The organism is Deltaproteobacteria bacterium (genome assembly GCA_020848745.1).
Taxonomy (GTDB): domain Bacteria; phylum Desulfobacterota; class Binatia; order UTPRO1; family UTPRO1; genus UTPRO1.
This window is the reverse complement of sequence record JADLHM010000056.1, coordinates 82,961-103,909: the sequence shown is the minus strand read 5'-3', so window position 1 is coordinate 103,909 and position 20,949 is coordinate 82,961. Positions and strand designations below refer to the sequence as shown.

General features: G+C 67.9%; 20 protein-coding genes. 12 read left to right on the top strand and 8 right to left on the bottom strand.

Annotation, left to right across the window (positions count from 1 at the left end):
• Positions 1 to 89: 89 nt before the first annotated feature.
• From IT293_08310 to IT293_08275, 8 genes are read right to left on the bottom strand one after another with little or no spacing between them, the layout of a single operon-like run.
• The gene (locus IT293_08310) at positions 90 to 2,162 is read right to left on the bottom strand and encodes a universal stress protein (GenBank protein MCC6764652.1); all 2,073 of its coding nucleotides are present in this window, start codon (positions 2,160 to 2,162) and stop codon (positions 90 to 92) included.
• Positions 2,163 to 2,191: 29 nt separating this feature from the next.
• Entirely contained in the window at positions 2,192 to 3,910 is a 1,719-nt protein-coding gene (locus tag IT293_08305) for a c-type cytochrome (protein MCC6764651.1), read from the bottom strand.
• Position 3,911: 1 nt separating this feature from the next.
• The gene (locus IT293_08300) at positions 3,912 to 4,742 is read right to left on the bottom strand and encodes a cytochrome c (GenBank protein ID MCC6764650.1); all 831 of its coding nucleotides are present in this window, start codon (positions 4,740 to 4,742) and stop codon (positions 3,912 to 3,914) included.
• Between the two features lie 3 nt (positions 4,743 to 4,745).
• Positions 4,746 to 5,234, bottom strand: coding sequence for a cytochrome c (locus tag IT293_08295; protein MCC6764649.1), 489 nt, complete (start codon positions 5,232 to 5,234; stop codon positions 4,746 to 4,748).
• Position 5,235: 1 nt separating this feature from the next.
• Positions 5,236 to 7,065 (bottom strand): cytochrome ubiquinol oxidase subunit I, encoded by a 1,830-nt coding sequence (locus IT293_08290; protein ID MCC6764648.1) that lies wholly within the window; start codon positions 7,063 to 7,065, stop codon positions 5,236 to 5,238.
• Positions 7,062 to 7,658, bottom strand: a complete 597-nt coding sequence (locus IT293_08285; GenBank protein ID MCC6764647.1) for a cytochrome c — start codon at positions 7,656 to 7,658, stop codon at positions 7,062 to 7,064. The genes IT293_08290 and IT293_08285 overlap by 4 nt, the downstream gene beginning before the upstream one ends.
• On the bottom strand, positions 7,655 to 10,657 hold the full coding sequence (locus tag IT293_08280) for a TAT-variant-translocated molybdopterin oxidoreductase (protein ID MCC6764646.1): 3,003 nt from the start codon (positions 10,655 to 10,657) through the stop codon (positions 7,655 to 7,657). The genes IT293_08285 and IT293_08280 overlap by 4 nt, the downstream gene beginning before the upstream one ends.
• Positions 10,600 to 11,403, bottom strand: a complete 804-nt coding sequence (locus tag IT293_08275; protein ID MCC6764645.1) for a cytochrome c3 family protein — start codon at positions 11,401 to 11,403, stop codon at positions 10,600 to 10,602. The genes IT293_08280 and IT293_08275 overlap by 58 nt, the downstream gene beginning before the upstream one ends.
• A 60-nt stretch (positions 11,404 to 11,463) precedes the next feature.
• Between IT293_08275 and IT293_08270 the strand changes: the two genes are divergently transcribed.
• The 12 genes from IT293_08270 to IT293_08215 all read left to right on the top strand — a co-directional run bounded on the left by IT293_08270 (position 11,464) and on the right by IT293_08215 (position 20,573).
• A complete protein-coding gene (locus IT293_08270) occupies positions 11,464 to 11,739 on the top strand; it encodes a hypothetical protein (protein ID MCC6764644.1) in 276 nt (91 codons plus the stop codon).
• On the top strand, positions 11,739 to 12,389 hold the full coding sequence (locus IT293_08265) for an SCO family protein (protein ID MCC6764643.1): 651 nt from the start codon (positions 11,739 to 11,741) through the stop codon (positions 12,387 to 12,389). Before IT293_08270 ends, IT293_08265 begins: the two co-directional genes overlap by 1 nt.
• A 76-nt stretch (positions 12,390 to 12,465) precedes the next feature.
• Complete coding sequence (nrfD, locus tag IT293_08260) at positions 12,466 to 13,902, top strand: polysulfide reductase NrfD (GenBank protein ID MCC6764642.1); 1,437 nt, start codon at positions 12,466 to 12,468, stop codon at positions 13,900 to 13,902.
• Positions 13,902 to 14,477 carry a DUF3341 domain-containing protein gene (locus IT293_08255; GenBank protein ID MCC6764641.1) on the top strand — a complete coding sequence of 192 codons (576 nt, stop codon included), beginning with the start codon at positions 13,902 to 13,904 and terminating at the stop codon, positions 14,475 to 14,477. The genes nrfD and IT293_08255 overlap by 1 nt, the downstream gene beginning before the upstream one ends.
• Positions 14,474 to 15,673, top strand: coding sequence for a quinol:cytochrome C oxidoreductase (locus IT293_08250; protein MCC6764640.1), 1,200 nt, complete (start codon positions 14,474 to 14,476; stop codon positions 15,671 to 15,673). The genes IT293_08255 and IT293_08250 overlap by 4 nt, the downstream gene beginning before the upstream one ends.
• A gap of 35 nt (positions 15,674 to 15,708) precedes the next feature.
• Positions 15,709 to 16,461, top strand: a complete 753-nt coding sequence (locus tag IT293_08245; GenBank protein MCC6764639.1) for a TonB-dependent receptor — start codon at positions 15,709 to 15,711, stop codon at positions 16,459 to 16,461.
• A 73-nt stretch (positions 16,462 to 16,534) separates the two neighbouring features.
• On the top strand, positions 16,535 to 18,304 hold the full coding sequence (locus IT293_08240; protein MCC6764638.1) for a cbb3-type cytochrome c oxidase subunit I: 1,770 nt from the start codon (positions 16,535 to 16,537) through the stop codon (positions 18,302 to 18,304).
• A gap of 3 nt (positions 18,305 to 18,307) precedes the next feature.
• Positions 18,308 to 18,907, top strand: coding sequence for a cytochrome c oxidase subunit 3 (locus tag IT293_08235; GenBank protein MCC6764637.1), 600 nt, complete (start codon positions 18,308 to 18,310; stop codon positions 18,905 to 18,907).
• A gap of 10 nt (positions 18,908 to 18,917) precedes the next feature.
• Complete coding sequence (locus IT293_08230; protein ID MCC6764636.1) at positions 18,918 to 19,298, top strand: cytochrome C oxidase subunit IV family protein; 381 nt, start codon at positions 18,918 to 18,920, stop codon at positions 19,296 to 19,298.
• 8 nt (positions 19,299 to 19,306) lie between these two features.
• Complete coding sequence (locus IT293_08225; protein ID MCC6764635.1) at positions 19,307 to 19,510, top strand: hypothetical protein; 204 nt, start codon at positions 19,307 to 19,309, stop codon at positions 19,508 to 19,510.
• Positions 19,507 to 19,749: a hypothetical protein gene (locus IT293_08220; protein ID MCC6764634.1), complete on the top strand. Its 243-nt coding sequence runs from the start codon at positions 19,507 to 19,509 to the stop codon at positions 19,747 to 19,749. Before IT293_08225 ends, IT293_08220 begins: the two co-directional genes overlap by 4 nt.
• A gap of 11 nt (positions 19,750 to 19,760) precedes the next feature.
• Positions 19,761 to 20,573, top strand: coding sequence for a hypothetical protein (locus IT293_08215; protein ID MCC6764633.1), 813 nt, complete (start codon positions 19,761 to 19,763; stop codon positions 20,571 to 20,573).
• The last annotated feature ends 376 nt before the right edge of the window (positions 20,574 to 20,949 follow it).

The following is a 20,949-nucleotide window of genomic DNA, read 5'->3' as shown; positions in this document are numbered from 1 at the left end:
GATACCGAGGTCGCAACGGCAATGCGATCACGATGCGGTCGCGAGCACGATGTCGTCGGTGGTGTGGCCGAGGCAGCAGCGTGTCGCGATCAGTGCTCGGTCGGATTCCCCCGACGCTTCGCCTCCATCGCGGCCATGATGCCGACCTCGTTGAGGGGCAGCGCACTCGCCGACGTCGAGGCGGGCTCGACCGTGGCGATGCGTGGCTCACGCGGCGGCTCGGCGGCCTCCATGACGGATCGCGCCGGCGCCGGGTTCGCCTGGTAGCCCTTGATCATCTCCTCCATCGCCTTGCGGCCGTCCTCGATGCCGGCCTCCACCGTCTCGAGATCGACGAGGCGCATCCCGCGCTCGCGGGCGAGCTCTTCGACGCGGCGTTGGGTCCGGTCACGCATGAAGCCGGCGGGGACGCGGAGGACGCGGTCGATCGCATCCGACGCCCAGTCGATCTCGGAGAAGAGCGGGGTCTTCTTGGCGTCGCGAGCGATGAGACGCTTGCCGTCACTCACCGGGGCCGGCGTCTCGGCAACGGCACCCTCGGGCGGGAGCACGATCGGCGCGCCGGTCTCCTCCTCGATCATCGCGCGCGCGAACTCGAGGGTGACCGACGACAAGCGCTTCAGGCGCGCCGCCTTCTCGACCCGCGCCTTCACGCGCCGCCGCTTGTAGGCGTCCTGCATGGTCCAGAGCGCGCGCTTGGCGTCGCGGGTCCAGGTGAGCTTGCGGCCGTCGTAGGCGAGCTCGTCCTGGCCGCCGCCCTCCATCTCGATGATCTGCTCGACCATCTCCGGCGTCACGATCTGGAACGACGTGCTGCCGCATACCGAGCACGTGACCGCGTTCGCCTCGGACGCCGACACGCCGCACTTGCGGCAGATCGAGATCGAGCGCTCGGCCGCGTGCTCGAGCACGACGGCCTGGGCGAGCCTGGTCGCCGCCTTCGCGCCCTTCGGCATGTAGCGCTCCATCGCCTCGTCGAGGAGGTCGCTCGTGATGACGCTGTGTCCCTTCTCAACCGCGAGCCGGTAGATCGCCGTGCGGGCGATGCCCTGCACGAGCGCCGGCACCCTCGTCATGCGGCTCTCGGCCTCGGGCGTCCAGCGGATCGATTCCTCCGCCTTGACGTCGAGCTCCGGGTGCTCGAGCCGCGTCGTGAGCAGCACGTCGCAGGGCGCGTTCCGGAAGAGGTTGTCGGTGTTGCTGCCGAGATCGGTCTCCTCCTTCAGGCTGTGGATGCCGATCCGTCCCAGCACGAGGAGCCACGGGTTCGCCTTGCGGGCGTGGTTCAGGACCTTCTGGAAGGCCTTGCCGTCGAGGAGCGTCTTCCGGATCTCGACACCCGCCGCGGCCGCCATCTTCCCCGCGACCTCGAGGTGCGACTGGTAGATCTGCGCGAGCCCGGTGTCGATGACCTCCTCGTGCAGCTGGTTCTGCTCCTCGAAGCGGAAGACCTTGGCGGCCTTCTCGGTGAGCACGTTCACGATACCGTTGAAGACCGTGTAGTGCAGGTACGGATCGTAGACGGCGATCGCCTCGACCTTCTTGCCGAAGCGCTTGGCGAGATCGACGGCGGTCATGAGCGCGCCGAAGGACTGCGGCGAGCCGTCGATGCCGACGAGAATGGTGTCACGCTCCGTCGTCTCACCACGCTCCGAGCCCTGGTCGGCCGCCGGGATGTGCTTGACGACCAGCACGTCCTTGGTGGACCGCCGCACGACGCGCTCACAGACCGAGCCGACCTGGCTGTCGCGCACACGGCCGAGCCCGAGGACGCCGAGGACCACGAGATCGTAGTCGTTCCCGTTCACGTCGGCGACGATCTCGGTCGAGTGCTTGCCGTCCATCATGCGCGGCTCGAACTCGAGACCGGCCTCGGCGCAGCGCTGCTGCATCGGTACGAGATACCCGTCGGAGATGAGCTTCAGCCCCATCGTGATGAGGCTGTCGTGGATCTTGCGCTGCCGATCGAGCTCGGTCTCCTCAAGGTACTCCTCGGGCAGCGTGTATTCCATCTGCTTGAAGCGATAATCGTGCATCTTCGCCGCGTAGACGTGACAGCCGACCATCTTCGACTGGAAGGCCTTGCCGAGATCCACCGCGACGCTGATCGCTTGATTCGAGTAGTCGGAATTGTCGACCGGGACGTAGATCGTTTTGTACATCGGGCTCCTCCAGACGAGACGAGATTTCGCTATGCGGCCTCGGTGCGCTTGCGGCGCCGCGCCCAGGCGACGAACGCGGCCTCGAGCACGAGGACGCCGAGCGCCGATGCCGCCATGGATCCCGCCGGCGACGGCTTCTCCGCGGGCTCGAAGTAGATCGACCACCAGGTCGTGAGGCCGCGCTTGTTGCCGCGCTCGCGGCTGGCGCCGTCCCACACCGAGAAGGCGATCGGCGCGAAGCCGTGCTCCTCGAAGGAGAGCGCGCCCGTGCTCCGCAGGCGGCGCTTGAAGACGACGCGCCATTCCCCCTTCTCGAAGCGGCTCGTGACGGCGAGGTCGCGGGCGCCGAGATTCTCCATCTTGTCGCTGCCGTGCCCGAGCCAGAGCGACGGCGTCTTCCTGGCGAGATCGGCGAACCAGAGGTGCACCGGGTGGTCCTTGTCGCCGAACAGGAAATAGGGCTTCCGGATCGACGTCGGGAGCACCACCGGGAACTGGAGCGCCACGGCGTCGGAAAACTCGGAAGCGCCGTCGCCCGCTCCGGTGGCGCCGTCGTCCTCGGCCCAGGGGTCCTTCTCGTCGGCGTCGCCGGGCTTCGCCTCGGCATCACCCCACGGATCGGCGTCCGCCGCCTTGCCGGCCGCGGGCTTCTCCTCGGCGTCGCCCCAGCCGCCGTCGTCGGCGGCCGCCCCCGCGGGCTTCGCGGCCATCGGCTCTGCGGCATCCTCCTCCGGCGGAACCGCCAGGTCCGGCGCGTTCTTGCCGCTCGCGTTGCCCCGCATGTCGTTCCAGCGGAGCTCGATCGCGAGATCCGCATCATTGTAGACGGCGCGCGCCGTGAGTCCGTTGGAGGCCGGATGGAAGGCCCGGCCGGGCTGCATGATCTGTCCCACGATCGGGAAGAACGCCGCCGGGGCCTGGTCGAAGAGGGTGTCGGCCGCGGCGAGGTCGATGTCCCCGGTGATCTTCTTGGCCGTGAGCAGCGTCGCGTAGTCGGGAGACTCCGACGATCCGCCGAGCGCGAAGATGTAGTCGGTGATGTCCCAGCGCTGCTCCTCGGTGAGCGCCTCGCCGAAGGCGGGCATCGGCGTGCCGTTCAGGCCCGTCGTCATGGCGCGGAAGATGTCCTCGCGCCGCGCGCCGCCGCGGAAGGTCCAGGGCCGGCTGAGATCGGCCGGCAGGATCGGATGGTCGAAATCGTCCTTCAACGTCGGGGCGGTGCCGCCGTCGGTGCGGCCGAGCTCGCCGTGGCAGCGCGCGCAGCCGAGCTCGGCATACGAGGCCTTGCCGCGCGCGACCGACTCGGCGGTCATCGCGGGCGGCTTCGGAATCGTCATCCCCTCGACCTGATTCTCGGCCCGCGCGAAGTCCGGCGAGAACGACTTCACGTAGGAGACGAGACTCATCAGCTGCTCGTCCGAGAACTCAGGCCACGCCGGCATCGAGGTGTACGGCATGCCGACCTTGATGATGTGCTTCAGATCCTCGTCGGTCGGAAGCTTGCCGCTCGGCGTGGTGCGGATCTTGAACTTGCCCGACGTGAAGTCGCGCGGGCGCGGCATGAGGTGCGGCGCCGCGACGCCGTTGCCGTCGCCCTTGTCGCCGTGGCACTGCGCGCAGTTCCGCGTGTACAGCTCCTTGCCCGCCGCTCGCTGCGCGTCGCTCCCGAGGTCCGGAGCGGCCGACGCGTCCGCCGACGCCACGCCGACGCCGAGCGCGCACGCCAGTCCGATCGCGGCGATCCTCACGTCAGTGCCCCTCGGCATGGACTTCCCGCGCGCGCGGCCGGTACCCGGTGTGGTCGTAGAGGAAGAGGACGACCTCCCACATCTCCTCGTTGCTGAGGAAGCGCTCCCACTCCGGCATCGCCGAGTCGCCCGGCGCGCCCTCGTCCGGCATGCCGGGCCCGCCCTTCGCGATGCGCCAGAAGAAGAACGTTTCCTGGAAGTTCGGCAGCACGCCCTGGTCGATGAAGTTCGCGGGCGCCGGATTCAAGCCGTGGGCGTACATGCCGTCGCCGCCGAGCGCGTCGGCATGACAGAAGAAACAGTGCTCGTAGTAAACCGCCTTGCCGTTCTCGACGTGCTGCCTGAACTTCTCGGGGTCGCTCTGCTCGAGATGGCGGAGTGGATTGTCGCCGCCGACCATGTCGACCTTCACGTCGTGCACGGTGATTTCGGTCGGGGGTGAGGGATGCACGGTGCGCGCGAAGAAGGGCGGCTCGACGGGCACCTTGGCGTTCACGTACTCGCGATAGGCGGCGAGCGCCGGCAACGCGAGCAGCACCGGCACGAGCGCCAGCGTGTAGCGCCCGTCGCCCGCGAAGGTCACCAGCGGATCGACGAACGACCGGACGCGCTCGCCGCTCGAGGTCACGTACGCGAAGAGCGCGAGGGTCACGATGCCGAGATAGATGTTCTGCGCCGAGGCCGGCACCGGCGTCGCGAAGCCGCGGCTCACGAACACGTACATGCCGATCCACCACGCGAGGATCCACACGAGGAGCGACGCTCGTACGAGGCGCAGCAGCGCCATCACCGCGAGGATCCCGAGGATGACCCGAAGATCGAAGAGATTCACGTCTCAGCCCTGGCCCTGGTCAGGAAGCTTGGTCTGCATCGTCACCGACGGCGTGCCGCCGAGGCTCTGAAGCCAGGCGATGACGCAGAGGATCTCCTTGTCGGTGAGGCCGATCGGCGGCTTGTTGATGGTCGGCATGCCGGGGTTGAAGCCCGGAACGACGAAGGCGTCGGGGTGATAGAGCGACTCGGCGAGATAGTGGAGGTCGTCCATCCCGGGCTTGCGCGTCTTGGCCCGGTCGCCGACGCCGGCGAGGTCCGGGTAGCGCAAGGTGCCGGACTTCCCGATCGTGTGGCAGGTGAGGCAGAGGCCCTTCTGCTGCACGACCTCGAACCCCACCTTCACCATCTGGTCGGTGGTGAGGTCGGCGGCGATCGCGACCTCGGCCGGCGGCAGCAGCTGCTTCTGCGGCACCAGCTGACCGACGTACGTGTAGAAGAGGCTCGACCCGACGACGAGCATGATCACGTTCAGCGAGACGGGCAGCCGCACGTCAGTGCCCTCCTCCGCCGTTCCAATCGGGCCTGTCGTGCAGGCTCGAAAGCCAGAACACGAAGGCGATCAACGCGAAGAAGATGATGACGATCACCGAGATGACCTGGGTCGCGAAGCCGAGCGTCGGCGTGAAGGCATCGACCGATTGATCGCGCATCACGCCGTAGACGTGCCAGTGCTGGCGCAGCCCCGACCGCACGTAGCCCATCAGGCCCATGAGCCAGGTGAAGGTGACGGCGATGAAGATCAGCACGTACTGCGAGATCGCCGGCAGCTTCCCCCAATGCGTCGCGCCGGTCTCCTCGGCGCCGCGTAGCAGGAACGCGTCGATCACGGTCATGGCGACCATGGCGAACAGCACCGACAGCACCTGCGGGATCGACAGGCCGATGCGGGTCGCGGCGTCGACGAAGTAGCCGTAGACCCCGAGCGCGATCACGAAGGCGGAGACGCCGAAGAAGATCAGGAATTGCGCGGCGTTGCCGAGCGCCGCCCACGCCACGGTCGGCCGCTTCCCGGTGCGGCGATAGAAGAGGAAGCTCACGTACGTCGTCAGGATGAGGATGTTCACGGCCGTGTTCTTCGCCGACATCACTCCGAGCACGCCGAGGGCCGGATGCAGCGTACCGCCCATGGCCTTGATCTCGCTCACGGACGCCAGGATCGAGCGCGGCGTCGCCCACACCGCGAAGCACACGGCAATCGCGGCGAGCAGGTACTTCACGTAACGCTGATAGCTCTGCGTCCCCTCGATCCGGCCCATCCCGAGCCAGAGATAGTAGTTCGCGGCGAGGAAGAGGTTGCCGATCAGGACGGCCTGGATGATGAACAGCCACGAGAAGGCGCCGCCCATCATCATGATGCCGAGCGCCTGGTTGTACCCGTAGATCTCGCGCGCCAGGTAGTAGCCGGCGAAGGGCAGCGGGAGGAACGCGCTGATCGCGACGAAGTTCCCCATGTAGCCCATCCAGTCGTAGTGGGCGCGTTCCTCGTCGGTCTTGGCGCCGAGGAACTTCCAGGCGGCGTAGGCCGCGGCCACCGAGCCGCCGAAGGCGATGTTGCCGATGAACCGGTGGATGTTGATCGGCATCCACGTGAAGTTGTCCAGGGCCGCCCACGGGTCGATGAGCGCGCCGGCGTCCGAGACGCCGCCCGGGGTCATCATGAACGAGGCCCACGAGTCGGCGATGAACATGATCAGCGTTCCGACGACGTTGATTCCGAGGCCAAGGAACAGGTGCACCAGCGGATGAAACTTTCCCCAGCCGTAGTAGTAGCTGTAGAGGAATCCGGCCTCCGCGAAGAACAGCGCGACGTAGGGGAAGAACGTCCAGGAGAAGATCTCCATCAGGTAGTTCGTGAAGGCGGGGTACAGCATGATGAGGAGGAAGGTCAGGAACCCGCCGAAGCTCGCCGTGAAGGAGAACGACGTCGAAAGCAGCTTCGTGAACTCGTAGGCGAGGCGGTCGTAGCGTTTGTCGCCGTTGAAGTAGCCGATGAGCTCGATGATGAACGCGAACATCGGCACGGCGAGCACGAACGCCGCGAACATGAGATGGAGCTGCGCCACCACCCAGACCGCCACCCGGCTGCTGACGAGCGGCAGCGTGCGATAGGTCGGCGGCTCGTACTTCTTGGCTTTGGCCTTGGCCTCGTGGTCCTTGGCGATGTCCTCGAGCGCCTGCTCGCGCGGCACCCCCGACTCGACGCTCGTCGAGCGCACCGGCGGGTGATAGGCCTGGTTCTCGAGCGCGAGGTAGACGCGCACCGCGCCGCCAAGGCCGAGCAGCACGACGATCGCCGCCGCGATCAGGAGGCGCGGCTTCATCTCGCGGCCTCCATCTCCGCGTTCTTCTTCTGCATGTCGCGGACGTACGCGATGATCGCCCAGCGATCGGACGCCGTGATCGGATACCGGTAGCCCGCCATCAAGCCCTTGCCGTTGGTGACCGTGTCGAAGATGGCGCCGTCCGGGAGCTCCCGGACGCGCTGGGCAAGGAGGTTCGCGGTCGGGACCTTGGCGCGCTCCGCGAGCACGCCCTTCCCTTCGCCGCGCTCGTCGTGGCACGGCTGGCAGTAGATGCCGTAGCGGTCGGCGCCGCGCGCGAGGAGCGCGGCGTCGACCGCCACCGGCGACGTCGCAAGCGGCTGCCCCTCGGCGTCCATGCCGGTCGCGAGCGCCGGATCCTCGTGGAGGTGTCCGCGCGCGATCGTCCCGGCGACGGGCTGCCGCATCGTCTTGCCGTCGTAGAAGAAGTCGCTCTTCGCCTGCGCCTTGTACTTCGGCTGATTGAACATGCTGAAGTTGATCAGCACCGGCGGCTCGCTCGAGCTGCAGCCGCGCATGCACCCCTGCAAGGCGAGCGCGGCGAGCACCGCGACCACGGACCCGACGACCGCTCTCGCGCGCGAGCGGCTCATGTCGAGAGCTCCGGGTTCGGATTGCGCAGACGCGAGAGATACGAGGTGCGCGGCTTGGTGTTGAGCTCGGACAGGAGGTCGTAGCGCCGCGGCGACGCCTTCGAGGCGGCGACCTTGCTCTCCGGATCGCGCATGTCGCCGAACTGGATCGCCTCCGCGGGGCACGCCTGCTGGCACGCCGTCCGCGCGTCGCCGTCCTGGAGCGAACGGTTCGCGAGCTTCGCGTCGCGCTCGGCGCGCGAGAGGCGCTGCACGCAGTACGAGCACTTCTCCATGATGCCGCGGGCCCGCACGGTGACGTCGGGGTTGTACGCCATCTGCAGCGTCTCGGGCGTGTCCTTGGTGAAATTGTAGAAGTTGAAGCGGCGGACCTTGTAGGGGCAGTTGTTCGAGCAGTACCGCGTGCCGATGCAGCGGTTGTAGACCATCTCGTTGAGCCCGCTCTCCCCGTGCGAGGTGGCGGCAACCGGGCACACCTGCTCGCAGGGCGCGTTCTCGCAGTGCATGCACGGCACCGGCTGGAACACGATCGACCCGGGCGCCTCGGGCCGGCCGGAGAAGTAGCGGTCGACCCGGATCCAGTGCATCTCGCGGCCGCGCGCCACCTGGTCCTTGCCGACGGACGGGATGTTGTTCTCGCTCTGGCAGGCGACGACGCACGCGTTGCAGCCGACGCAGGAGCTCAGATCGATCGTCATGGCCCACTGCGGCCCGTGCTCGTACGTGCGCTCGGGCCACGGCGACACGAGCGGCGGATGCTCACCCGCGGCCCCGTGGCCGTGGCCACTGGCCTCGTGGTCCCCGTGCGTCCCGCCCGCGGCCGCGGGGCCGCGGCCGCCCACGTCCTCCTCGCGCACGATGTCGCGGCCCTCGGTGCTCCAGTGCTCGTGGGTGAGCGCGAGCGGGTGGCGGCCGCCCGCCTTCGCGACCGTCAGCCCGCGCGCGATGCCGAGCGCCTTCATCGTCCGGAGAGCGTAGGCGTCGAAGCCGACGCCGTTGCCGACGCGTCCCGCCGCCGTCCGGCCGTAGCCGAGCGCGATCCCGACCGAGCCGGCCGCCTGTCCCGGCAGGATCAACGCCGCCGCCGTGAGCGAGCGCCCGTCGACGGCGAGCGTCACCACGTCGCCGTCGGTGACGCCGAGCGCGTCGGCGTCGATCTTGCTCATGAGGGCGGCGTTGTCCCAGGTGAGCTTCGAGACCGGGTCCGGAAGCTCCTGGAGCCACGCGCTGTTCGCCGCGCACCCGTCCCACACGACGTTCGACGGCAGGAACACGAGCTCGAGCCCCCCGTCCTTCTCGCGCGTCCCGACGCTTGCGAGCTTGTCGATCGCCGAAGTGTCGGTCGTCGGCGCGACCGTCTTCGACGCGCTGTCGGGAAGAACCCCGTCGTGGAGCACGCGCTCCCAGCGCCGCTCGAAGTCGTCGCCGAGAATCGGCTTCCAGGTCTCGCGCACGAGCTCGTAGCCGCTCTGCTCCTTCCCGGTCTCGAAGAGCGCGAGCATCTCGATCGTGCTGCGGCCTCCGAAGAGCGGCGCGATCAGCGGCTGCACAATCGAGAGCGGGCCGCCGAGCGCGCGCGCGTCGCCCCAGCTCTCGAGGAAGTGCGCCTGCGGCACGTGCCAGTCGCAGACGGCCGACGTCTCGTCGACGTGGCTCCCGAAGCGGATCCGGTTCGGCACCTTGGCGATCCTGGCCGCGAGGTCGAGATCGGCCGGCGCATCGTAGGCGGGATTGCCGCCGAGCACGATCAGCGTCTGGATCTCGCCGTTCGCGAGCGCGCCCGCGAGCTCCTGAAGATCGGCGGCGCGCGCGAGGGTCGGCGCCGACACGTACGAGACCGTCTTGCCGACGTTGCCGAGCGCGTCGTTCAACACCGCGGCCACGGCGTGCACCTCGGGCGGCTGCAGCGCGCCGACGAGCACGACGCCCTGCCCGGCGTTCGCCTTCAGGTCCTTCGCGACGGCCTTCACCCACGCGGCGTCGATGCCGTCGGTGTAGCCGCTCACGCCCATGCCGCCGAGGCCGCGCACGCCGAGCTCGGTCGCGAGCGCGAGCATGAGTTTCACGATGCGGCCGCTCGGCATCGCGAGCCGGTGGTCGGCGGCGATCCCGGTGATCGTGAGAGTGCTCTCGGCGACGTAGAGCCGGTTCATCGCCTCCGGATCGCGGCGGCCCGCGGCGAAGTCGCGCGCGAGCCGGATCTGGTCGGGGTCGTGGAGGAGGAAATCTGCATCGAGCGCGAGGATCACGCGCGCCCGATCGAGCTGATAGACGGGCGCGACTTCGGCGCCCGTCGCGACCCGGAGACCCGCGGCGCGATTCTCGTCGGCGAGCGGGGTCCACCCGAAGATGCGCGCGTGTGGGAAGCGGCCCCGGACGCGCTCGAGGAGGCGGGCCTCGGTCGGCGACGTCGACGGCTCGTACACGATCGCGAAGCCGTCACCGCCGTCGGTCACGAGCTTCGCGTCGAGCGCGGCCCAGTAGTCGACGAAGTCCTTCCAGGCCTTCGGCGCGCCGCCCTGCAGCACTCCGCGCGCCCGATCGGGATCGTAGAGATCGTAGATCGCATTCTGCGCCCAGACGTTCGAGGCGCCGCGCGTGGCCGGGTGGAGCTCGTTGCCTTCGACCTTCGTCGGACGACCGTCGTTGCTGACGACGAGGAGCCCGAGCGCGTTGCCGCGGAAAGGCATCGTCGTGGCGTACCGGAGCGGGATCCCGGGCAACATGTCCTCCGGCGCCTGGACGTACGGGACGATCTTCTCGACCGGACGGCGGCACGCCGCCAGCCCGGAGAGCGACAGCGTTGCGCCCATGAGTCCGAGCATGGCGCGCCGGCTGATGCCGTCCGGCGCATCGGCCGCGCCTTGCGGAAACTCGCGATGCCGGCTCGCCTCGAACTCGGACGAGCCCTCGCGCCCGCCGAGACTTCGCCAGTAGTCGCTCACCGATGACACCCCCAGCAATCGGTCGGCGGCGCGATCTTGCGCTCGGAGATCCATCGCGCGGCGAGCTCGGCATGGGTGGCCGACGGCGTCCACCGCATGTTCGTCACCTGATCCGGCGGTCGAAGGTGCGGCCCCGGGTCGCGGTGGCACTCGAGGCACCAGCCCATGCTGAGCGGCTGTTCCTGGCGGACCACTTCCATCTGGTCGATCCGGCCGTGACACTCGACACACCCCACCCCCGCGTGCAGGTGCGCCGCGTGGTTGAAGTAGACGTAGTCGGCGAGCTCGTGGATCCGCACCCACTCCATCGGCTGATGGCTCGTCACGCTGTCGCGGATCGGCTGGAGGAGCGGGCTGTCCTTCTTCGCGAGCTGGTGGCAGTTCATGCACACCTGCGTCGGCGGGACGGACGCGACCGCGGACGTCTCGACCGCCGCGTGGCAGTAGCGGCAGTTGATCTCCATGTCGCCGGCGTGGAGCTTGTGGCTATACGCGACGGGCTGATGCGGCTGATACCCGACCTGCGTGTACCAGGGCGAGAAGAAGTACCAGACGAACGCCACGACGCCGAGCAGGCCGAGCGGAGCGCCGACCGCCACCGCCAGAGGTAGGTTGTTCGCCCGCTCGGGAAATATTTGCGCCACCGGCCTGCACCCGACTCCCCGCCCGAAGACTCGCGCGGTCTGAGGACTTCCGTTGACGTTCGCTCTGCTCTGCTCAGGGATCAGCCGCGCAGCATTCGCGGCGTGCTGTAGCGCAGGCGGCGCGAAGAGGTCAAGAATCACCGTCTCGGACGACATCGGTCATCGCCATCGATCCCGGCTGGCAATGCGTCGGGTGGTCTGCCAGAAGCTCGCCCCATGACGGAGGCGCACGCGATCGGTCCCCTGAACGACGCCGAGCGCGCCTTCGCCGCGCGGGCCGTGCGCCGGAAGCGGGTGTTCCGGACACTCGCGATCGCCGGGGTCGTGATCGCGGCCGGTCTCGCCCTCTTCTACGGGTGGGCACGCCTCCACGACCCCTCCTTCCCGCTCGGCGCCCGGATCGCCCTGATCGTCCTCATCCTCCTGAACGCCCGCCAGAACCTCCGGCAGTACAAGTACGCCGCCGTCCTCGAGAAGCTGACGCGCGCCTGATGGAGCCCCGAGCGCGTGCGCCGCTCTGGCGCAACCCCTACGTCCTGGCCTTCGTGGTCGGCTGCGTCACGGTGACGCTGCTGCGCCCGTTCCTGCGCTACGAGCCGAAGCCGCCGCCGGTCCTCGGCGAGCTCCCCGCGTTCACGCTGGTGGACGCCTCGGGAAGGCCCTTCGGCACGCCAGAGCTCGCCGGCACGGTCTGGGTCGCGAGCTTCTTCTTCACCCATTGTCCGTCGGTGTGCCCGCTCGTCATGGCCCGCATGGCGGACCTCCAGCGGCGCTTCGCCGAGGGTGGCGTCGCGGACGTCCGCCTCGTCAGCATCACCGTCGACCCCGAGCGCGACACGCCCGAGGTCCTGCGCGCCGCCGAGCCGCGCTACGGCGTCGATCCGGCCCGCTGGACGCTCCTCACCGGGTCACGCGAGCGCCTGCACGCGCTCCTGGTGTCCGGGTTCAAGGTGCCGGGCCTCGACACCGCCGCGCTCGCGAACGGCGACATCCCGCACACGACGAAGGTCGTGCTCGTCGACGAAACCGGTCACGTGCGCGGCTACTACGACACCGACGAACGCGGCATCGACGAGGTGTTCCACCGCGCGCAGCACGTGCTGAAGGAAGCGCGCGAGCACGAGGCATCGCGCGCACGATGAGAAGCACGCCGTGAGAAACTCTTGACCCTCGGCCGAATGTTTTTGTAGTGCTACGCGCGGTCATCGGTTCGTCATGATGGAAGTCATTGACAACGTCTCCCACGAACCAGTCGTCGGCCGGGCTCCCCTGATCCTCGGCGGACACGATTTCCACTCCATCACCGAAGCCGTCGCACGACCCGCGGAGCGCGCCACGCCGCTCGCGTGGTGGTTCTTCTTCCTGCCGTCGCTCGCCATGCTGGGCCTCCTCGGCCTTTCCGTCGCCTGGCTGGTGTGGGAGGGCATCGGGATCTGGGGCCTCAATCAGCCGGTCGGGTGGGCGTTCGACATCACGAACTTCGTCTTCTGGATCGGCATCGGCCACGCCGGCACGCTGATCTCCGCGGTCCTGTTCCTCTTCCGGCAGAAGTGGCGCACGTCGATCAACCGCGCCGCGGAAGCGATGACGATCTTCGCCGTCATGTGCGCGCTCCTCTTCCCGGGCATCCACATCGGCCGCCCGTGGCTCGCGTACTGGATGGCGCCGCTTCCGAACCAGATGGGCACGTGGCCCGGTTTCCGGAGCCCGCTCCTCTGGGACTTCTTCGCGGTCTCGACCTACGGCACGGTGTCGGCGCTCTTCTGGTACGTCGGCCTCATCCCGGATCTCGCGACGCTGCGCGACCGCGCCACCACCAAGATCCGCCGCTACGCGTACGGCTTCTTCGCGCTCGGCTGGCGCGGCTCGGCGCGCAACTGGCAGCACTACGAGATGGCGTACCTCATCCTCGCGGGCATCGCGACGCCGCTCGTGCTCTCCGTGCACTCGATCGTCTCGATGGACTTCGCGGTCGCGCAGCTCCCTGGCTGGCACACGACGATCTTCCCGCCGTACTTCGTCGCGGGCGCCATCTTCTCCGGCTTCGCGATGGTGGTCACGCTGATGGTGATCACCCGCAAGGCGCTCGGCCTCGAGCACATTCTCACGGCGTTCCACTTCGACCGCATGGCGCGGATCATGCTCCTGACGGGGTCGATCGTCGGCTACGCCTACGCGATGGAGTTCTTCATCGCGTGGTTCAGCCGGAACCCCTACGAGCAGTTCACCTTCATCAACCGCGCCTTCGGGCCGTACTGGTGGGCCTACTGGACGATGATCACCTGCAACGTGCTCTCGCCCCAGGTCTTCTGGTTCAAGCGCGCCCGCACCAGCATCGTCATCCACTTCATCGTCTCGATCTTCGTGAACATCGGCATGTGGTTCGAGCGCTTCGTCATCATCGTGACGTCGCTCCACCGCGATTTCTTGCCGTCGTCGTGGGGCATGTTCTACCCGACGATCTGGGACGTGATGCTGCTGATCGGAAGCTTCGGCCTCTTCTTCACGATGTTCTGCCTGTTCGTCCGCTTCCTGCCGGTGGTCGCCGCGGCCGAGGTGAAGTCCGTGCTGCCCGCGGCCGACCCGCACCACGCGGGCGGGCGTCACGCGACGCCGGCGATAGCCGGCCGGCTCGCACCGGAGGGCGCGCGCTGATGGGCCTCGTTCCGCGGCTCTTCCCGGAAGGCGACTACTTCGGCCTCCTCGCCGAGTACGACTCGGCGGGCGCGCTCTTCCGCGCCTGCGAGAAGGTCCGCGACGCGGGCTACGAAAAATGGGACGCCCACTCGCCCTTCCCGGTCCACGGCATCGAGAAGGCGATGGGGCTCGGGCGCTCGCGCCTCCCCTACGTGGCCCTCACCTTCGGCGTCGGCGGCGCGGTCGGCGGGATGGCGCTCCAGCTCTGGGCGAACGCGATCGCCTACCCGATGGTCATCAGCGGCAAGCCGCTCTTCAACTGGCAGCCCTACGTGCCGATCACGTTCGAGTGCGGCGTGCTCCTCGCGGCCCTGGCGACGGTCTTCGGCATGTTCGCCTTCAACAAGCTGCCGATGCTCTTCCATCCCCTCTTCGGCGCCGAGCGCTTCGAGAAGGTCACCGACGACGGATTCTTCATCTCGGTAGAGGCCTGGGATCCGAAGTTCGACGCGGCGGCCACCGAGCGGCTGCTCAGCGGCACCGGCGCGACGCGTGTCCAGCTGGTGCGCCGGCGCGAGGGCGCGGCCTCGTGAGCCACGCTCCGCCGGTCGCGATCGACCCCGCCCGGCACGGCGGCCGCGCGTTCGCGCGGCTGACGGGCGCCGGGGCGGCGCTGGCGATCATCGGGACCGGCGTGTCGGCCGGGCTCGCGGGCGGCACCCCGCAGTTCTATTTCTCCTGGCTGGTCGCCTATCTGTACTTCCTCAGCATCGCCCTCGGGGGCCTCTTCTTCGTGCTGACCCTCGCCGTGACCCGCGCCGCCTGGGGCGTGTCGCTCCGCCGGGTCGTCGAGAACGTCATGGCGACGCTGCCCGTCTTCGCGCTCCTCTTCGTCCCGATCTGGCTCGGACGCCACGAGCTCTACGAGTGGACCCGTCCGGAGGAGGTCGCCAAGAGCCCGCTCCTCCAAGGGAAGGCGCCCTTCCTGAACGAGGGCTTCTGGTTCCTCCGCGCGATCTTCTACTTCACGGCGTGGAGCGTCCTCGCGATCTTCTTCTCCACCCAGTCGCAGAAACAGGACCAGAGCGGCGACGAGCGGATCAGCGCGCGTCTGCGCGGAGCCGCGCCGATCGGCATCGTCGTCTTCGCGCTCACCACGAGCTTCGCCGCGATCGACTGGATGATGTCCCTCGAGCCCGCATGGTACTCGACGATGTACGGCGTCTACTTCTTCTCGGGGGCGGTCGTCGCGATCTTCTCCTTCGTGATCCTCCTGGTCCACTTCGCCTACGCGCAGGGCGCGCTTCGCGGCGTCGTCACGGTCGAGCACCTGCACGACGTCGGCAAGCTGCTCTTCGGCTTCACGATCTTCTGGACCTACATCGCCTTCTCCCAGTACTTCCTGATCTGGTATGCGAACGTCCCCGAGGAGACGATCTACTACATGAAGCGGCAGGTCGGATCGTGGCAGTCGATCGGCGTGCTCCTCGCCGGCGGGCACTTCCTCGTCCCCTTCTTCTTCCTCATGCCCCGAGCCGTGAAGCGCAATTCCGGCCTGCTCGTCGTCGCGGCGGTGTGGCAGCTGTCGATGCATTTCCTCGATCTCCACTGGGCCGTCATGCCGGTGCTGCACCACGAAGGCGCGCGGCTCGGGCTGATCGACGTCGGCGCGTTCTGCGCGGTCGGCGGCGTCTTCCTCGCGGCGATCGGGTGGGTATCGAGCCGGCGGGCACTGGTGCCCCTCGGGGATCCGCGGCTCTCCGAATCGCTTTCGTTCGAAAACGTCTGAGCTTCACCCTTCACACTTCTCTCGAGGAGGATCACATGGGTCATTCGAAGATGTTCGGGCGCGGCCTGGCCGGTGGGCTGCTCATCGCCAGCGGGCTGCTCGTTGCTCTTGCCGCGTCGACGGCTTTCGCCGGCGCCACCGTCACCGGCACCATCACGTACGAAGGCAAAGTTCCCAACCTGAAGCCGCTCGCCATGGACGCCGACCCGGCGTGCGCCGCGAAACACTCGAGCCCGGTCGCCAACGAGATGCTCGTGCTCGGCTCCGGCAACACGATGGGCAACATCATCGTGTCGGTGAAGAGCGGCCTTCCGGCGGGCAAGACGTACCCCGCGCCGAAAGAGGCGTTCGTGATGGATCAGAGCGGCTGTCAGTACAAGCCGCACGTGTTCGCGTTGCAGGTCGGCCAGCCGCTCAAGGTGCTGAACTCGGACGGCGTGCTCCACAACGTCCACGCGCTCCCGAAGGTGAACGGCCAGTTCAACATGGCGATGCCGGCGACCCGCAAGAGCGCCGAGCACACGTTCGACAAGGTGGAGGTGACGCCGTTCCAGGTGAAGTGCGACGTCCACCCGTGGATGACCGCGCACGTCTCGATCTTCGAGCACCCGTACTTCGCGGTCACCAAGGAGGACGGCAAGTACAAGCTCGACGGCGACCTCCCCGCCGGCACCTACGAGATCGAGGCCTGGCACGAAAAGCTCGGCTCCAAGGTCGAGAAGGTCACGGTCGCCGACGGCGAGAGCAAGACGGTCGACTTCAAGTTCAGCGCCCCCGGCGGCAACTGAGCACGTGGTCGATGCGGGGCGTCCGCGGCGGACGCGGGCGCCCCGCCCGACTCAGGGAACAGGAGCGGATCGCATGGACGCACGACACGACTCCCCCGCCCGCGAGCACGCGGAGGCGCACGACGACGGGCACGGCCATCACGCGCCCGGGTTCCTCGGCACGTACGTGTTCTCGACCGACCACAAGACGATCGGGATCCAGTACGCCGTGACCGCGCTCTTCTTCCTGATGTTCGGCTTCACGCTGATGATGCTGATGCGCTGGCAGCTCGCCTATCCGGGCCAGCCGCTGCCGCTCATCGGCTCCTGGTTCGGCGAGGCGCGCATGCCGGGCGGGGTCATGACGCCCGACTTCTACAATGAGCTCGGCGCCATGCACGGCACGATCATGGTCTTCCTCGGCGTCGTGCCCCTCGGCGTCGGCGGCTTCGGCAACTACGTGCTGCCGCTCCAGATCGGCGCCAAGGACATGGCGTTCCCGCGCCTCAACATGATGAGCTACCAGTTCTTTTTCGTGGGCGGCGTGATGATGCTCGCGACCTTCTTCCTTCCGGGCGGCGCCGCGCAGTCGGGCTGGACCTCGTACTCGCCGCTCGCGAACATCAACCCCGGCCAGACCGGCTGGATCGTGGCGATGATCTTCATCATCACGTCGTCGCTGCTCGGCGCGATCAACTTCATCGTCACGACCATCCAGCTCCGCACCATGGGGATGAGCTTCTGGCGCTTCCCCTTCTTCGTGTGGGCGCAGTTCGTGACGTCCTTCCTGCTGCTGCTGGCGTTCCCCCCGCTCGAGGTGGGCGCCCTCCTGCAGCTCATGGATCGTATCGCGGGCTCGAGCTTCTTCCTGCCGAGCGGCCTCGTCATCAGCGGCGCGCCGCTGAACGTGGCGGGCGGCGGCAACCCGCTCCTCTGGCAGCACCTCTTCTGGTTCCTCGCCCATCCCGAGGTCTACGTCCTGATCCTCCCGGCCATGGGCATCGTCGCGGAGGTGCTCGCGAACAACACCCGGAAGCCGCTCTGGGGCTACACCGCGATGGTCTACTCGATCATCTTCCTCGGCTTCATGTCGTTCATCGTCTGGGCGCACCACATGTTCATGACGGGCATGGGGTCCGCGATCGCGGCCTTCTTCCAGACGACGACGATGATCATCTCGGTGCCGTCGGTCGTCGTCCTGACCGCGCTCTTCCTGTCCCTCTGGGGCGGGTCGATCCGCTACACGACGCCCATGCTCTTCGCCCTCGCGTTCCTGCCGATGTTCGGGATCGGCGGCCTCACGGGCCTACCGCTCGGCCTGACCTCCTCGGACATCCACCTCCACGACACGTACTACGTGATCGGCCACTTCCATTACGTCGTGGCGCCGGGCACCGTCATGGCCTTCTTCGCGGGCATCTACTACTGGTTCCCGAAGGCGACCGGGCGCGTGATGAACGAGACGCTCGGCAAGCTGCACTTCTGGCTGACCTTCCTCTGCATGAACGGCGTGTTCATGCCGATGTTCTGGATCGGCCTCGCCGGCGTCTCGCGCCGGCTCTACGACGGCGGGGCGAGCTACGCCCACGGGCAGCACGTGCTCTGGCTGAACGGCGTGTCGTCCTGGGCGGCGTGGATCATGGGCGCCGCCCAGATCCTCTTCATCCTCAACTTCTTCTGGAGCATCCGCGGCGGAAAAGCCGTCGACAAGAACCCCTGGAAGGCGACGACCCTCGAGTGGGAGGCGCCCTCGCCGCCGCCGCACGGCAACTTCCTCCACGATCCGGTCGTGTACCGGGGCCCGTACGACTACAGCCCGCACGGCTACCACGCCGACTTCCGTCCGCAAGCGCAGGAGGCCTGAGCGATGTCCCAGGAGCTGATTCCCTACATCACCGAGGCGCGGCCCGACACGGGCCTCACCAACGGCAAGATCGGCATCTGGTGCTTCCTCGCCTCGGAAGTGATGCTCTTCGGCGCCTTCTTCGCGAGCTACATCGTGCTGCGCACGACCGCGGTCGAATGGCCGCACGGCTCGTCGATCCTGAACGTCCCGCTCGCGACCGTGAACACGATCGTGCTGATCACCTCGTCGGTCACGATGGTCATGGCATGGGCGTCGCTCATGCGGAACGACTTCGGCGCATACCGCATGTTTCTCGGCGCCACGGTGCTCCTCGGATTCTGCTTCCTCGGCATCAAGTACGTCGAGTACTCGGCGAAGTTCGAGCACCACCTCTTGCCGAGCACCAACAACTTCCTCGCCATCTACTTCATCATGACGGGCTTGCACGGCCTGCACGTGATCGGCGGCATGATCACCAACGCCTACTTCCTCTTCGCCGCACCGAGCTACTGGGACCACGATCGCGAGCTGCTCGGACACCGCGTCGAGTACTCCGGACTCTTCTGGCACTTCGTCGACCTGGTGTGGATCTTCCTCTTCCCGATCCTGTATCTGCTCTAAGGAGACGCGCATGAGCGACAGTCACGCGGCTCACGCCGCCCACGACCCGGCCGAGATCGACAAGCACGTCCGCACGTACATCATGGTGTTCGCCACCCTGATGGTGCTGACGCTCGTCACCGTCGCCGTCTCCTACCTGCATCTGGAGATCCACGAAGCGGTCGCGATCGCCCTCCTCATCGCGACCGTCAAAGCCTCGCTCGTGGCGCTCTTCTTCATGCACCTGATCTCGGAGCGGCAGGTGGTGCTGCTGATCCTGGCATTGACCGGCGTCTTCGCGGTCGCGCTGCTCCTGCTGCCCATCGCCACCAGCCTCGACCACATCACGACGCCGAACATGCCCGCGAACTCGATCTCCGGGACGCACGCGTCCGAGAGCGCCCACCATTAGGATCGTGCATGTCGCTGAAGCACATCCACGTCGTCTTCATCGCGGCCGCGACCGCGCTCTCCGTCGTCTTCGGGACGTGGTGCTGGGCGCAGTGGAAGACCGGAGGCGGCGGCGGGATGCTGCTCGGCGCGGGCGGCTCCGCGGCGACGGCGGTCGGTCTCCTCGTGTACGGCCGCTGGTTCCTCGTGAAGACGCGCGGCATGGGCGAATGACCGCGCTCGTCGTCGCCCTGGTGCTGCTGTCCGCCCGCGCCGCCGACGCGTGCTCGGTCTGCTTCGGCGACCCCAACGCGCAGATGACCAGGGGCGCCGAGCAGGGCGTCTGGTTCCTGCTCGGCGTCATGGTCCTCGTCCAGATCGGCTTCGGGATCTTCTTCTTCCATCTCCGTCGGCGCGCGCGCGGTTTTCGCGATCCGCAACCGCGCCCGATGTTCCGTCTCGTGAAGGGCTAGAAAGGGACGCCATGGACATCCAGAGATTGTTGTTCCTCCCCGCGCTCGCATCGGCCCACGGCGGCGATCTCGACCGCCTCATGTTCTACATCCACCTCCTGATGGGCGTGCTGTTCGCCGGCTGGGCGATCTACTTCGTGATCGCGCTCGTGAGGTTCCGCGCTTCCGCGAACCCGGTCGCCAACCCCGACGGCGTGCGGAGCCACGCGTCGAGCTACCTCGAGGTCGCGGTCGTGATCGCCGAGGCCGTCCTGCTCCTCGGCTTCTCGGTGCCCCTCTGGGCCGCGCGCGTCGACAACTTCCCGGCCGACAAGGATGCGACCCGCGTCCGCGTCGTCGGCCAGCAGTTCGCCTGGAACATCCACTATCCGGGCGCTGACGGCGTCTTCGGCAAGACCGACATCAAGCTGATCGACGCCCAGGCGAACCCGCTCGGCATCGACAAGAACGATCCCGCGGCGGCCGACGACTTCACCACCGTGAACCAGCTCCACCTCCCGGTGAACACGCCGGCGATCGTCTACCTCTCCAGCATGGACGTCATCCACAGCTTCGGCCTCCAGGAGATGCGCGTGAAGCAGGACGCCGTCCCCGGCCTCGTCACCCCGGTCTGGTTCGAGCCGACCGTCACGAGCGACGACATGAAGAAGCGCAAGGGCGACGACACATGGAGCTACGAGATCTCCTGCGCCCAGCTCTGCGGCCTCGGCCACTACCGCATGCGCGGCTACGTCACGATCGACACCGCCGAGCAGTACGCGAAGTGGGCAGCGGACCAGGCAGCGGCCGCGAAGGAAGCCGCGAGCGGCGACGAGTGGAACTAGTCGGCGCGGACGACACGCGCGGGCGGGGCGGAAGCCGCGCTGCGATCGTCCCGAGCTGCGTCATGGCTCGCATGAAGTCTTTCGAACGCTACCCGCGCGTCACGCTGCGGCTTCGTCCTGGCCTTCCCTCGTTGCGCTCGGTCCCGGTAGTACGCGAGATCGAGCGCACGTTCCGCGTCGGACGCGCCCGTCCCGGCTTCCGCCCACGAGACATCGCTGGCTGGGCGGCGCGCCGCATGGCACTATCGCCCCATGCGACGTCGTTCGGTGGCGCAGGAGGATCTCACCGCCAGGCGCGCACGCACCGCCGCCCGAACGGCCGACGAGCGCGTCGAAAAGGCAATGGAGCTCGGTCGCCGAGACGTTGCGATCTTCG

What these genes read in the sequence shown, in the direction of transcription:
- IT293_08310 (MCC6764652.1), bottom strand. Translation starts at nt 2,162, where the DNA reads ATGTACAAAACGATCTACGTCCCGGTCGACAATTCCGACTACTCGAAT.
- IT293_08290 (MCC6764648.1), bottom strand. Translation starts at nt 7,065, where the DNA reads ATGAAGCCGCGCCTCCTGATCGCGGCGGCGATCGTCGTGCTGCTCGGC.
- IT293_08285 (MCC6764647.1), bottom strand. Translation starts at nt 7,658, where the DNA reads ATGAGCCGCTCGCGCGCGAGAGCGGTCGTCGGGTCCGTGGTCGCGGTG.
- IT293_08280 (MCC6764646.1), bottom strand. Translation starts at nt 10,657, where the DNA reads ATGGATCTCCGAGCGCAAGATCGCGCCGCCGACCGATTGCTGGGGGTG.
- IT293_08275 (MCC6764645.1), bottom strand. Translation starts at nt 11,403, where the DNA reads ATGTCGTCCGAGACGGTGATTCTTGACCTCTTCGCGCCGCCTGCGCTA.
- IT293_08270 (MCC6764644.1), top strand. Translation starts at nt 11,464, where the DNA reads ATGACGGAGGCGCACGCGATCGGTCCCCTGAACGACGCCGAGCGCGCC.
- IT293_08265 (MCC6764643.1), top strand. Translation starts at nt 11,739, where the DNA reads ATGGAGCCCCGAGCGCGTGCGCCGCTCTGGCGCAACCCCTACGTCCTG.
- nrfD (MCC6764642.1), top strand. Translation starts at nt 12,466, where the DNA reads ATGGAAGTCATTGACAACGTCTCCCACGAACCAGTCGTCGGCCGGGCT.
- IT293_08255 (MCC6764641.1), top strand. Translation starts at nt 13,902, where the DNA reads ATGGGCCTCGTTCCGCGGCTCTTCCCGGAAGGCGACTACTTCGGCCTC.
- IT293_08245 (MCC6764639.1), top strand. Translation starts at nt 15,709, where the DNA reads ATGGGTCATTCGAAGATGTTCGGGCGCGGCCTGGCCGGTGGGCTGCTC.
- IT293_08240 (MCC6764638.1), top strand. Translation starts at nt 16,535, where the DNA reads ATGGACGCACGACACGACTCCCCCGCCCGCGAGCACGCGGAGGCGCAC.
- IT293_08235 (MCC6764637.1), top strand. Translation starts at nt 18,308, where the DNA reads ATGTCCCAGGAGCTGATTCCCTACATCACCGAGGCGCGGCCCGACACG.
- IT293_08230 (MCC6764636.1), top strand. Translation starts at nt 18,918, where the DNA reads ATGAGCGACAGTCACGCGGCTCACGCCGCCCACGACCCGGCCGAGATC.
- IT293_08225 (MCC6764635.1), top strand. Translation starts at nt 19,307, where the DNA reads ATGTCGCTGAAGCACATCCACGTCGTCTTCATCGCGGCCGCGACCGCG.
- IT293_08220 (MCC6764634.1), top strand. Translation starts at nt 19,507, where the DNA reads ATGACCGCGCTCGTCGTCGCCCTGGTGCTGCTGTCCGCCCGCGCCGCC.
- IT293_08215 (MCC6764633.1), top strand. Translation starts at nt 19,761, where the DNA reads ATGGACATCCAGAGATTGTTGTTCCTCCCCGCGCTCGCATCGGCCCAC.